The organism is Amycolatopsis sp. NPDC003861, assembly GCF_053605405.1.
Genome location: NZ_JBSGJD010000269.1, coordinates 1 through 12,812, shown reverse-complemented (window position 1 = coordinate 12,812; position 12,812 = coordinate 1). Strand labels below are relative to the sequence as shown.

At 70.6% G+C, this 12,812-nt stretch carries 11 protein-coding genes; 6 read left to right on the top strand and 5 right to left on the bottom strand.

Annotated elements, in window-relative coordinates:
* Window positions 1-126: 126 nt before the first annotated feature.
* Window positions 127-834 carry a histidine phosphatase family protein gene (locus tag ACWEVN_RS40655; RefSeq protein WP_449683382.1) on the top strand — a complete coding sequence of 236 codons (708 nt, stop codon included), beginning with the start codon at window positions 127-129 and terminating at the stop codon, window positions 832-834.
* A gap of 93 nt (window positions 835-927) precedes the next feature.
* On the top strand, window positions 928-2,982 hold the full coding sequence (locus ACWEVN_RS40650) for a M3 family metallopeptidase (RefSeq protein ID WP_449683314.1): 2,055 nt from the start codon (window positions 928-930) through the stop codon (window positions 2,980-2,982).
* A gap of 293 nt (window positions 2,983-3,275) precedes the next feature.
* Here ACWEVN_RS40650 and ACWEVN_RS40645 read toward each other — a convergent pair whose 3' ends face one another.
* The 3 genes from ACWEVN_RS40645 to ACWEVN_RS40635 form a co-directional block, all read right to left on the bottom strand.
* Entirely contained in the window at window positions 3,276-3,857 is a 582-nt protein-coding gene (locus ACWEVN_RS40645) for a ClpP family protease (RefSeq protein WP_449683315.1), read from the bottom strand.
* 125 nt (window positions 3,858-3,982) lie between these two features.
* Window positions 3,983-4,969, bottom strand: coding sequence for a malate dehydrogenase (locus ACWEVN_RS40640; protein ID WP_452054845.1), 987 nt, complete (start codon window positions 4,967-4,969; stop codon window positions 3,983-3,985).
* A 103-nt stretch (window positions 4,970-5,072) separates the two neighbouring features.
* A complete protein-coding gene (locus ACWEVN_RS40635; RefSeq protein WP_452054844.1) occupies window positions 5,073-5,504 on the bottom strand; it encodes a MarR family winged helix-turn-helix transcriptional regulator in 432 nt (143 codons plus the stop codon).
* A 94-nt stretch (window positions 5,505-5,598) separates the two neighbouring features.
* Between ACWEVN_RS40635 and ACWEVN_RS40630 the strand changes: the two genes are divergently transcribed.
* From ACWEVN_RS40630 to ACWEVN_RS40615, 4 genes are all read left to right on the top strand, one after another.
* A complete protein-coding gene (locus ACWEVN_RS40630; protein ID WP_452054843.1) occupies window positions 5,599-5,997 on the top strand; it encodes a nuclear transport factor 2 family protein in 399 nt (132 codons plus the stop codon).
* Window positions 5,994-6,359 carry a VOC family protein gene (locus ACWEVN_RS40625; protein WP_452054842.1) on the top strand — a complete coding sequence of 122 codons (366 nt, stop codon included), beginning with the start codon at window positions 5,994-5,996 and terminating at the stop codon, window positions 6,357-6,359. Before ACWEVN_RS40630 ends, ACWEVN_RS40625 begins: the two co-directional genes overlap by 4 nt.
* A gap of 2 nt (window positions 6,360-6,361) precedes the next feature.
* The gene (locus ACWEVN_RS40620; protein ID WP_452054841.1) at window positions 6,362-7,213 is read left to right on the top strand and encodes a TIGR03560 family F420-dependent LLM class oxidoreductase; all 852 of its coding nucleotides are present in this window, start codon (window positions 6,362-6,364) and stop codon (window positions 7,211-7,213) included.
* 244 nt (window positions 7,214-7,457) lie between these two features.
* Window positions 7,458-8,087, top strand: a complete 630-nt coding sequence (locus ACWEVN_RS40615; RefSeq protein WP_449683321.1) for a DUF4360 domain-containing protein — start codon at window positions 7,458-7,460, stop codon at window positions 8,085-8,087.
* A gap of 65 nt (window positions 8,088-8,152) precedes the next feature.
* Here the strand turns inward: ACWEVN_RS40615 and ACWEVN_RS40610 are convergent, their stop codons facing one another.
* Both ACWEVN_RS40610 and ACWEVN_RS40605 read right to left on the bottom strand, forming a co-directional pair.
* On the bottom strand, window positions 8,153-10,240 hold the full coding sequence (locus tag ACWEVN_RS40610) for an FUSC family protein (RefSeq protein WP_452054840.1): 2,088 nt from the start codon (window positions 10,238-10,240) through the stop codon (window positions 8,153-8,155).
* Window positions 10,237-12,812 (bottom strand): GH92 family glycosyl hydrolase (locus tag ACWEVN_RS40605; protein WP_452054839.1); only part of this gene is annotated, 2,576 nt, incomplete at its 5' end. The genes ACWEVN_RS40610 and ACWEVN_RS40605, both read right to left, overlap by 4 nt.

Here is a 12,812-nt window from a genome sequence, read left to right as displayed (position 1 = left end):
GGTGCGTCTGACGCACCGAACGCCACATTGGGTGCGTCTGACGCACCCAATGCCACATTGGGGCGTTTGGGCACTGAGCCGCCCGCGTGGGGGACGCTTGATCGGTCCCCACGTAGGGTGGGCCTCGTGAGTACGGTCATTCTGCTGAGGCACGGCAAGTCGACGGCGAACGGGTCCGGCATCCTGGCCGGGCGGTCGCCGAAGGTCAACCTCGACGACACCGGCCGCGCCCAGGCGGAGAAGCTCGTCGAACGGCTCGACGGTGTTCCGCTGTCCGGGCTCGTCGTTTCCCCCATGCTGCGGTGCAAGCAGACCGTCGGCCCCCTGGCGGCGGCCAGGGGGCTCGACAAGGTCGTCGAACCCGGGTTGTCCGAAGTGGACTACGGGGACTGGACCGGCAAGGAGCTCAAGCACCTCGCCAAGGAACCGCTCTGGCGGGTCGTGCAGGCGCACGCCTCGGCCGCGGTGTTCCCCGGGGGCGAGGGCCTGGCCCAGATGCAGGCGCGCTCGGTGGCCGCCGTGCGGGCGCACGACCGGCGGATCTCCGCCGAGCACGGGGACCACGCCGTCTGGCTGCTGTGCAGCCACGGGGACGTGATCAAGTCCATCCTCGCCGACGCGCTCGGCCAGCACCTCGACGCCTTCCAGCGAATCGTCGTCGACCCGGCCTCCGTCTCGGTCGTGCGCTACACCGAGACGCGGCCCTTCGTGATGCGCGTCAACGACCACGGCGGGGACCTGCGGGGCATCGTGCCGCCGGAACCGAAGCCGAAGAAGGGCAAGAAGGCCGCGTCGAGCAGCGACGCCGTGGTGGGCGGTACCACGGGGCGGTGACCCCGGCCACCTCCGGAAAGCGCTGACATCGACCCAGGCCGACCCCGTAGGGTGGCAAGACCGAGTGTCTGTCCCCGACCAGGAGCCTGCCCGATGATTTCGCCGGACAACCCGTTCGCCGCACCCAGCGAGCTGCCCTACGCCCTGCCCCCCTTCGACCGGATCTCCGACGAGCACTACCGGCCCGCGTTCGAGGCCGGCCTCGCCGAGCACGCGGCGGAGATCGAGCAGATCGCGGCGCAGGACGCCGAGCCGACGTTCGAGAACACCATCGTGGCCCTCGAACGCGCCGGCGAGCTGCTGGGCCGGGTGGCGAGCGTGTTCTACAACCTGTCCGGCTCCAACAGCACCGACGAGATCCAGGCCATCCAGGCGGAGTTCGCGCCGAAGCTGGCCGCCCACCACGACGCCATCCACCTGAACCCGCAGCTGTTCGCCCGGATCGACGCCCTCCACGCGCGCCGTGGCGACCTCGGGCTGGACGAGGAGTCGCTGCGGCTGCTGGAACGGCGGCACACCGACTTCAGCCGGGCCGGTGCCGGGCTCGGCGAGGCCGAGCAGGCCCGCCTGCGCGAGCTCAACGAGCAGCTCTCCACCCTGCAGACGAAGTTCCAGCAGAACCTGCTCAAGGACACCAACGAGCTGGCCGTCGTCATCGCCGACCGCGCCGAGCTCGACGGCTTCGGCGAAGGCGCGATCGCCACCGCGGCCGAAGCGGCGTCCGCCCGCGGCGAAGACGGCAAGTACGTGCTCACACTCAGCCTGCCGACGAGCCAGGCCTCGCCGCTGGAGACCCTGCGCGACCGGGACGTCCGCGAGCGCATCCACACCGCGTCGATGGCGCGGGGCAACCGCGGCAACGCCAACGACAACAACGCGATCGTCGCCGAGATCGTCCGCCTGCGCGCGGAACGAGCCGCCCTGCTCGGCTACCCGAACCACGCCGCGTACGTCATCGCCGACGAGACGGCGAAGACGGCCGAAGCCGCCGCCGGGCTGCTGGAGCGGCTGGCGCCCGCGGCCGTCGCGAACGCCCGCGCCGAAGCCGCCGAACTCCAGCAGCTGCTGGAAGCCGACGTGCCGGGCGCGAAGCTGGCGCCGTCGGACTGGCCGTTCTACGCCGCCCAGGTCCGCCGTGAGCGCTTCGAGGTCGACACCGAGGCCCTGCGCCCGTACTTCGAGGCCGACCGGGTGTACCTCGACGGCGTCTTCTTCGCCGCGACGAAGCTGTACGGCCTCACCTTCACCGAGCGCGACGACCTGCCGAAGTACCACCCGGAGGTCCGGACCTTCGAGGTCTTCGACGCCGACGGCACGCCGCTGGGCCTGTACCTGCTCGACCTCTACACCCGCGACGCCAAGCGCGGTGGCGCCTGGATGAACACCTTCGTCGACCAGTCCGAGCTGCTGGACCGCAAGACGGTCGTGGTCAACGTGCTGAACGTGAACAAGCCGCCGGCGGGGGAGCCGACCCTGCTCACCTTCGACGAGCTCGTCACCGCGTTCCACGAGTTCGGCCACGCCCTGCACGCGCTGGTCTCCTCGGTCCGCTACCCGACCTTCTCCGGCACCAACGTCCCCCGCGACTTCGTCGAATACCCGTCGCAGGTCAACGAGATGTGGATGCTGTGGCCGGAAGTCCTGGCCCACTACGCGAAGCACCACGAGACGGGCGAGGCCCTGCCGCAGGAACAGGTGGACAAGCTGCTCGCCGCCCAGCAGTACGGCGAAGGGTTCTCCACCACCGAGTACCTGGCGGCGTCCCTGCTCGACCAGGCCTGGCACGGCCTCGGCGTCGACGACCGGGTGGGGGACGTGCAGCGGTTCGAGACCGAGGCCCTCGTCAAGGCCGGCGTGGCCGTCGACGCGATCCCGCCGCGCTACCGCACGACGTACTTCGCCCACATCTTCAGCGGCGGCTACAGCGCCGGGTACTACTCCTACATCTGGAGCGAAGTCCTCGACGCCGACACCGTCCAGTGGTTCCGCGAAAACGGGGGACTGACCCGCGCCAACGGCGACCACTTCCGCCGCACCCTGCTCGGCAGGGGAGGGAGCATCGACCCCATGGACGCGTTCCGCGCCTTTCGCGGCCGCGACCCGGAGATCGAGCCCCTCCTGGCCCGCCGAGGCCTCGGCGGCGTCTGAACCCCGCCCGACCCGAGATCCTCTTCGGTGACCTCATCAAGTGTATAACGACCTATACGCCGAGCCGATTTTCGAAAAAATCGGCTCGGCGTTTCCCCTAAAAGAAGCAACGACGGAAGACGCGAACTCCCGGCCTCGCGGTCAGGCACGATTGCTTCTCCCGTTCAGTGCACCCGAGTGATCCCGGCCGTGGCCTCCGGCGAGTTGGCTTTGCCGGGTAAGGGAATCCGGTGATTCTCGGGGAGGGAAACCGTGAAGACAGCCACTGCTGATCCGGTGTGCGCTCGCCGTGGTCAGCCGGCGGCGACGATGTGGTCGACGAAGCCGTAGGTCAGGGCTTCGTCCGCGTCGAACCAGCGGTCGCGGTCGGCGTCGGCGGTGATGCGCTCGACGGTCTGGCCGGTCTGGCGTGCGGTGATTTCGGCGATGCGGCGTTTCATCTTGCCGAAGACTTCGGCTTGGATGGCGATGTCGGTGGCGGCGCCGCTGATGCCGGCCGAGGGCTGGTGCATGACGATGCGGGTGTTGGGCAGCAGGTAGCGCTTGCCGGGGGTGCCGGAGGAGAGCAGGAACTGGCCCATGGAGGCGACGAAGCCGAGGCCCCAGGTGGCGACGTCGGGTTTGACGAGCTGCATGGTGTCGTAGATGGCCATGCCGGCGGTCACCGAGCCGCCGGGGGAGTTGATGTAGAAGGTGATGTCCTTGGCGGGGTCGTCGGCGGCGAGCAGGAGCAGCTGGGCGATGATCCGGTTGGCGATGTCGTCGTTGACTTCGGAGCCGAGGAAGACGATGCGGTCGCGCAGGAGCTGTTCGTAGACCGAGTCGTTGGGGGTCTGGCCGGGGGTTTGGAGGTCGGGTGCGGCGAGAAGGGTCATGGTGGCGACGGTAGGGCCGGAGATCTCTTGGCGGGCGGCGGTTTCGCTGTGAGCGTGCGGTGTTCGCCGCACGCGAAAGGGGCCGCCGTCCGCAGTGGACGGCGGCCCCTTTCGCGTGCTCGGGTTCAGATGAGGCCGAGCTTCTGCACGGTGTCGCGTTCCTCGACGAGCTCCGCGACGGAGGCGTCGATGCGGGCGCGGGAGAAGTCGTCGATCTCGAGGCCCTGGACGATCTTGTACTGGCCGTTCTCGGCGGTGACCGGGAAGGACGAGATGAGGCCTTCGGGGACGCCGTAGGAGCCGTCGGAGGCGACGGCGGCGGAGGTCCAGTCGCCGGCCGGGGTGCCGTTGACCCAGGTGTGGACGTGGTCGATGGCGGCGGAGGCGGCCGAGGCGGCTGAGGAGAGGCCGCGGGCTTCGATGATGGCCGCGCCGCGCTTGGCGACGGTGGGGATGAAGTCGTTTTCGAGCCAGGCCTGGTCGACGGCGTCGGCGATGCTCTTGCCGCCGAATTCGGCGTGCTGGACCGAGGGGTACTGGGTGGCGGAGTGGTTGCCCCAGATGGCGACCTTCTTGAGTTCGGTCACCGGGACGCCGAGCTTCTTGGCGAGCTGGGCGAGGGCGCGGTTGTGGTCGAGGCGGGTCATCGCGGTGAAGCGGTCGGCGGGCACGTCGGGGGCGTGCGAGCGGGCGATGAGGGCGTTGGTGTTGGCGGGGTTGCCGACGACGAGGACCTTGATGTCGTCGGCGGCGCCGGCGTTGATGGCTTCGCCCTGGGGCTTGAAGATGCCGCCGTTGGCTTCGAGGAGGTCGCCGCGCTCCATGCCCTTGCTGCGGGGGCGGGCGCCGACGAGGAGGGCGATGTTGGTGCCTTCGAAGGCCTGCTTGGGGTCGTCGAAGATGTCGGTGCCGGCGAGGAGGGGGAATGCGCCGTCTTCGAGTTCCATCGCGGTGCCCTCGGCCGCCTTGACCGCCTGCGGGATTTCGAGCAGCCGCAGCTTCACCGGGACGTCCTGGCCGAGGAGCTGACCGGACGCGATGCGGAAGAGCAGCGCGTAGCCGATCTGGCCGGCGGCGCCGGTGACGGTCACGTTGACGGGGGCTTGGGTCATTGCGGTTCTCCAGCTTGAGACGACTTTGGCTTGTGCGTGTGAGCCTATCCCTCCTGGGCGTTGCTGGTCGGGTGCGTCCAGTCACTGTTGTGAGGATCGCTTTTCAACCTTCGGTGACGTTGTGGGCGAGGCGGGTGAGGAGGTCGGCGAGCTGGGCGATTTCGGGGTCGGTGAGGCCGTGGCGGAGGCGTTGGTCGTGGGCGATGGCGGCGGTGGCGAGGCGGTGGAAGAGCTGTTCGCCGTCGTCGGTGAGTTCGACGAGGTGGACGCGGCGGTTGGCGGGGTCGCGGCGGCGGGTGACGAGGCCGGCGTCTTCCATGCCGTTGAGGTGGTGGGTGAGGGTGGCGCCTTGGATGCCGACGGCGTCGGCGAGTTCGCGCTGGTTGGCGACGGGGGTGGTTTTGAGGGAGATGAGGATCTGCCAGACGGGCTGGGAGCCGCCGGCGGCGGCGAGGGCGTGGTCGAAGGCGCGGGCGGCGGTTTTGGCGGTGCGGGCGAGGACGACGCCGATGGGGGCGGTGGCGGGTTTGGGCACGGCGGAACTCTAACGCAGATGCCGAGAAGTCTAAGCGTTTGACATCTAACGATTAGACTTCTAACGTTGAGGCATCGAACGGAAGGGGAACGCGATGAGCACCGAAGAGCAGGTCCGCGAGTTCGGCCGGGAGTGGGCGGCGGCGGAGGAACGCGGCGACGCCGAGGCGTTGGCGGGGCTGGCGGCCGAGGGGTTCCGCCTGGTCGGGCCGCTGGGGTTCGTGCTGGACCGCGATCAGTGGCTCGCGCGCTACGGGGGCGGCGGGCTGGTGACCGAGAAGCTGAACTGGGCGGAGGTCGAGGTCCGGGAGTTCGGCGGGACGGCGATCGCGATCGGCGTGCACGAGCAAGTGGCGACCCACCGGGGGAATCCGGTGAACGGCCGCTTCCGCGCGACGCACGTGCTGGTCCGCGAAGACGACCGGTGGCGGCTGGCGGCGATCCACCTGAGCCCGATCGGCGCGCCGTTCGTCCCGGGTGGTGGCGCGCGATGAGCGTCGAACTGAACCACACGATCGTGTGCGCGACGGACCGCGGGAAGTCGGCGGAGTTCCTGGCCGGGATCCTGGGCCTGCGGACCGGGCCGGTGGCCGGGCCGTTCGTGCCGATCCGGCTCGCGAACGGGGTCACGCTGGACTTCCTGCAGGTGGACCGCGTGACGGGCCAGCACTACGCGTTCTTGGTGGGCGACGACGAGTTCGACGCGGCGATGGCGCGGATCGAGGCGGCCGGGGTCCCGTACTGGGCGGATCCGTTCCACGAGCGGCCCGGCGAAGTCAACGGTCTCAACGGCGGGCGCGGGGTGTACTTCGCCGATCCCGACGGCCACAACCTCGAACTGCTGACGAGGGAGTAGTCATGCGCTTGAGCATCGGGGTCACGGACTTCTCGTGGCCGGACGAGCTGACCGGCGAGCTCGCCGCCGTCGCGGTGGCGGCCGAGGACGCCGGCTTGGACACGCTGTGGGTGGCCGATCACCTGCTGCAGGCCGACCCGAACAGCACGCCGGACTCGGCCATGCTGGAGGCCTACACGACGCTGGGGTTCCTGGCCGGCCGGACGAGCCGGATCGGGCTGGGCACCATGGTGTCGGCCGTGACGTTCCGGCCGCCCGCGCTGCTGGTCAAGGCGGTCACCACGCTGGACGTCCTGTCGGGCGGGCGGGCCCGGTTCGGCATCGGCGCCGGTCACCACGAGGGGGAGGCGCGGGCGATGGGCCTGCCGTTCCCGCCGGTGGGCGAGCGATTCGCGCGGGTCGAGGAGACCGTGCGGCTGGCGCTGCGGATGTGGGCGGGTGACGAGTCGCCGTTCGAGGGTGAGCACTATCGGCTGGAGCGCCCGATCGGGAATCCGCGGCCGGTGCGGCGGCCGCCGATCCTGGTCGGCGGGGCGGGTGAGCGGCGCACGCTGCGGCTGGTGGCGCAGTACGCCGACGCGTGCAACGTGTTCGACATCCCGGACGGCGGTCGGACGGTGCGGCACAAGCTGGCGGTGCTGCGGCGCCACTGTGAGGAGGTCGGGCGGCCGTACGGGGAGATCGAGAAGACGATCAGCACGCGGCTGGCGCCGGGTGAGCCGGCGGAGTCGTTCGCGCGGCGGTGCGCCGAGTTCGCCGCGTGGGGTGTCGAGCACGCGGTGGTGATCACGGCCGGCCCGTGGGCGGTGGCGGGGGTCGAGACGCTGGGGCGGGCGGCGTCGTTGATCGGCTGAGCCGGACGTCACGTGGGTGATCGTGGTCGGCGGCCGGGGGAGCGGGGGCGCGAAATCGTTTTCTCCGCGCATTTATTCGCGCCCGTTGGAATGGGCTTTACGAAAATTGTCGAAACGTGAGCAATGCCGCTTGGTGGGACGACCTGTGCAGCGTTGCTCCGTTCAGCGGGGTTTGCTTCCATGATCCTTTCGCTACCATGGTCCGGCCCCCGTCCCCAATTTGAATGTATTGGGAAGGATTCCGATGCTGTCTGCGGTCGTTGCTGCCGTAATGGCGCTGTCCTCTGTGGTCACCCCGCATTCGTGGAACACTCCTCCGCCGCCCGACAAAATCGTCATCGACGTCGTGAACGCGATCGGCACCGGGTGTCCGACGGGCACGTCCGCCGTGGCTGTTTCGCAGGACAATACGGCGTTCACTGTGACCTACAGCGCCTACACGGCGTTGGTCGGGGTCGGTGCCGGGCCGCTGGACGCCCGGAAGAACTGCCAGATCGGCCTGCGGGTGCACGTGCCGCAGGGGTTCACCTACGGAATCGCGCAGGCCGACTACCGCGGATTCGCGCACCTGGAACGCGGTTCGACCGGTCTGGAAAGGGCCAACTACTATTTCCAGGGCAATTCTCCGACGGCGTACATCCAGCACCCGCTGGCGGGGCCGTTCGAGGACGACTGGCATTTCACCGATTCGACCGAGGTCGGGGCCATCGTCTTCAAGCCCTGCGGTGAGGAACGCAACCTGAACATCAATACGGAATTGCGGGCCGCGGCCGGGACGTCGGATCCGAAGAAGACGACGAGCTACGTCACGATGGACTCGACCGACGGCAGCATCACCACGACGTACCACTTCGCGTGGCTCGTCTGCCCGTGATCGGCTCCGGGTGACCGGAGGTCCAGAGGGGCGGCGCGGCCGGTGAGCCGCGCCGCTCCGGCCGGTCACCGCCGGACCGGGGTCCGGGGATCGGTGGCTTCGACGCCGAAGACGCGGCCGAGGGAGACGAGGGCCTCGTCGAGGTGGCTGAGGCTGGAGAGGACGGCCCGGGTTTCGGCCGCTTCGACGCGGTCGGAGACGGGGGTGCCGTCGTCGCGCACGAGCGTGCCGGGTGTGGGGCCACCCGGGGCGTTCAGCGCGGTGCGGAGAACGTCGATGTTGGCCAGCAGCCGTCCGGTGAACTGCCCGAGCCGGTCGGCGTCGGCGCCGGTGAGCTGGCCGGGCTGGGCGCGGGCGGCGACGTGCCGCGCCCGGAAGGCGATGGTTTCCAGGGTGGTGAGCACGTGCCAGCCGTAGTCGCGGCGGGCGCTGCGCAGGTTCACCGGGTGGGTCAGCGGTTCGATGGTGGTGCGGACCTGCTCGACGCTGCGGTCGAGGTCGCGGGAGAGCTCGATGATGTTGACGTTCTCCTCGCCGGCGAGCAGGCCGCGGGTGTGCTCGAGGAACTCTTCGAGGTCGTCGAGCACCGCGGCGACGTCGTCGAGCATGACCGAGCGGGTGCGGACCGGGACGATGACGACCGCGGCCAGGATGCCCGCCGCGGCGCCGACCGCGGTTTCGGCGACGCGGATCCAGAGCACTTCGAGGCTGAACGTGCCGAGCAGGCTGTAGAGCAGGCCGAGCATGCTGGTGACGAAGAAGGCCATCACCACCTGGGACACCCGTGCGGTGTAGACCATCCCGAACACGCACACGAGGATCAGCGCCAGGGTGGCGGCGGTGTTGCCGCCGACTCCCACGGCGAGCAGGACGCCGCCGACGATGCCGATGAGGGTGCCGCCGAGGCGGCGGACGCCCTTGACGAAGGTGGCGCCGGCGCTCGAGGCGCCGATGAACACCACGAACACCGTGAGCACGGCCCAGTACCAGCGCTGGTGGGAGACGAGTTCGCCGCCGAGCACGGCGAGCCCGCCGCCGACGACGGCCTGGATCGCGCTGCGGGTCCGGTTGTCGTAGGCGAATTTCGGGGCCGGCTCGTCGGTGTCGTCGGGGGCGAGCGGGTCCGGAGCGGCTTCCGGGGCCGCGGCGCGCTGGGCGCGGTCGTCGGCGAGGGCGAGTTCGGCCAGTGCCTTGCGGACGCCGTCGCCGGGTGCGGCGTGGGAGTCGATGCGGCTGCCTTCGACGAGCATCCGGCTGTACTCGCCGGTCTGGCTGATCAGCGGGAGCTCGCGCGGGTCGCGTTCCATGAGGGCGCGGAAGCGGGGGAGGCGGGCGATGAGGTCGTCGCGGACCTCGGCGGTGAGCTCGTCGGAACAGGTGCGCTGGACCGTGATCGCCAGCCAGCCGACGGCGAGCTCGACTTCGATGGCGCGGCGGCGCAGCACGTCGGCGGCCCGGGCGTCGACGACGTCGGGGGCGGCGTCCTCGATGAGCAGCACGCACTCGTGCAGCCGGGCCAGCGCCGAGCGCAGCTGCTTGCGGGTGCGCTCGCTGCCGTTGACGGCGAGATAGGCCTCGGTGGCGCGGACGACGGCGCCGAGGCGGGCCCGGAAGGCGCCACGCACGCGCAGGAACTCGGCCGCGGCGTTGTGGCGCAGCAGGACGAACCGGACGAGCGCGTTGGCGAGGACGCCGACGCCGAGCGCCATCAGCAGCTGCGGGACCTGCTTGACGTGGGCCTGCAGGAACATCGGGAAGAAGAACAGGAAGAAGGCGATCGAGCCGAGCGCGGTGCCGCGGGGCCCGAACCGCTGGGCGTAGACGGCGACGAAGATCAGCAGGACGAACACGATGCTGTCGGCCGGGGGCAGGGCCGAGCCGAGGGCGGCGACGGTGATCGACGCGCCCCCGGTGAGGAAGGCCAGGACGAGGGTGACGGCCTGGCCGCCCGGGGTGGGGTCGCTGACGGTGAACGCCGTCATCATCGCGGCGATGGCGCCGACGAGGGTGACGGTGAGCGGGACGTGCGCCGGCAGCAGGGCGAGCACGGCGAGGACGATGCCGAGCACGGCGGAGCCGGCCAGCCGCAGCCGGACCAGGCCGGGGTCGGCCGCCGCGAGCCGGTCGAGAGCGGCGGTGCGGAACTGGTTCATCGGGCGAGGAGCTCCCACTGGGCGAGGGTGGCGCGGCGGCCGCGGGTCGCGGTGATCCGCAGCCGGTAGCGGGCGTGCGCGGCCGGGGTGGCGAGGACGAACGGGCGGGTCTGGCAGCGCCAGCGGAACAGTTCGCCGTCGCGTTCGTCCAGGGTGGTCCAGTCGACGCCGTCGTCGGAGCCTTCCAGCACCCACGCGCTCGCGTCGCCGCGGCGGGCGCCGGAGGTGAGGGTGTACATGGTGACTTCGCGGGGTTCGCCGGTGACGGTGAACTCGATGGCCGGGGTGGCGCTGCGGAAGGTGACCTGGGTGCGGGTGGTGTCGTCGAACAGGGCGCCGACTTTGGTGCCGTCGGAGCTGGTCGCGGTGCCGGTCAGGTCGGTGGCCGGGGCCGGGTGCTCGGCGGGCGGCGGCGGGGCGCCCCACCCGGCCGGTTCGGTGGTCAGGTCGAAGACGAGTTCGGCGCCGGCGGCGAGGGTGGCGTGCGCGATCGAGGTGGCCTCGTGCGGTTCGCCGTTCACGGTGAGCCCGCGGACGTAGACGGTGCCGGGGGTGTTGCCGGGGGCGTGGACGACCAGTTTCCGGCCCTCGCCCAGGTGGACGGTCGCTTTCTCGAACAGCGGCGAGCCGATGGCGTAGCGGGGGCTGCCCATCTGCAGCGGGTAGAAGCCCAGGGCGCTGAAGATGTACCAGGCGGACATCTCGCCGTTGTCTTCGTCGCCGGGGTAGCCCTGGCCGAGGTCGCTGCCGAGGTAGAGCCGCCGCAGCACCTCCCGCACCACGGCCTGGGTCTTCGCGGGCGCGCCGGCGTGGTTGTAGACGTAGGGGATGTGGTGGGAGGGCTGGTTGGAGTGGCCGTATTGGCCCATCCGGACGTCGCGGGCCTCGGTCATCTCGTGGATCAGGCCGCCGTACGCGCCGGGCCGGCGGCCGGTCTCCGGGGTGGCGAAGAAGGTGTCCAGTTTGGCTTCGAGTGCCGCGGTGCCGCCGTGGAGGGCGGCGAGGCCGGGGCCGTCGTGGGGGGCGGTGAAGGCGGTGTTCCAGGCGTTGGTCTCGACGAAGTCGCCACCCCAGGCGGCCGGGTCGTAGCCCTCGGGGGCGAACTTGCGGCGGCCGTCGCGGTGGCGGCCCTGGAAGAAGCCGATCTCCGGGTCGAAGTGGTGGACGTAGTGCTTCGCGCGCTCGCGGAAGTAGGCCGCGTATTCGGCGTACCTCCGCGCCCGGGGCTCGTCGCTCTCCCGGGACAGTGCCTCGGCGAGGTTGGCCAGGCCGAAGTCGTTGATGCAGCCTTCCAGCGCCCAGGACAGTCCTTCGTGGACCGAGACCGGGGTGTAGTGGAGGAAGATCGACTCTTCGAGGCCCTTGCGGCCGACCGCGCGGCGCGGCGGGGTGACGGTGGCGTTCTTCAGCCCGGCGTCGAAGGCGGCCTCGACGTCGAAGTCGCGGACGCCCTTGAGGTAGGCGTCGGCGAACGCGACGTCCGAGCTGGTGCCGGTCATCAGGTCGGCGTAGCCGGGGGAGGACCAGCGGGCGATCCAGCCGCCTTCGCGGTACTGCTGGACGAAGCCGTCGATCATCCGGCCGCAGCGTTCCGGGGTGAGCAGCGCATAGGCGGGCCAGGTGGTGCGGTAGGTGTCCCAGAAGCCGTTGTTGACGTACAGCTCGCCGTCGACGACCTTCGCGCCGGTCCGCCGCCGGGTGCTCGGCCACCACCGGCGCACCACCGGGCTGGCGTGCCGGATCCCCTTCGGCGTGTTCTCGTGCGCCACGTTCGGGTAGAGGAACAGCCGGTAGAGGTTCGAGTACAGCGTCGTGCGCTGGTCTTCGGTGGCGCCTTCGACCTCGACGCGGCCGAGCTCCTCCTGCCACCGCCGTCTCGCTTGGGCTGCCACCTGCTCGACCGTCGACCCGGCCGGGATCTCCAGTTCGAGGTTGCGCTTGGCCTGGGCGAGGCTGATCAGCGACGTCGCGATCCGCAGCGTGACGTCGGGCCCGTCGAACTCGAAGTAGCCCGAGACCCGCCGCCACGGCGGGAAGCGGACCTTGGCGCCGCGGGTGGCGGGGGCGTCGGTCACGGCGTAGACGAACATCCGGCGCGCGCCGGCCGACAGCCGGCTGCGGACCGTGGTGTAGCCGGTGATCACGCCGGTGTCGGCGTTGATGCGCAGCCGGCCGCGGTTGCGGACGTTGTCGAACAGCAGCCAGCCGTGCTTGGTGGGGAAGGTGAACCGCATGATGGCCGCGTGGGACGTCGGGGCAAGGTCGGCGGTCATCCCGTTGGCGAACCGGACGCCGTAATGGTGCGGCGAGTCGGTCTCGTCGTCGTGGGTGAAAGCCAGGGCGCGCTTGCGGCGGTCGCGTTCGACCGGGCCGGTGCCGGGCATGAGGTGGAAGGTGTGCCGGTCGCCCATCCACGGGCTCGGCTGGTGCGACAGCGCGAACGCCTGCAGCGCGGGCCGGTTCTCCTCGTCGTTGTGGCGGTGGTAGGAGTACAGCCAGTTGGTGACGCCGGCGTCGGTGACCGGGGTCCAGAAGTTGAACCCGTGCGGCACCGCCGTGGCCGGGAAGTTGT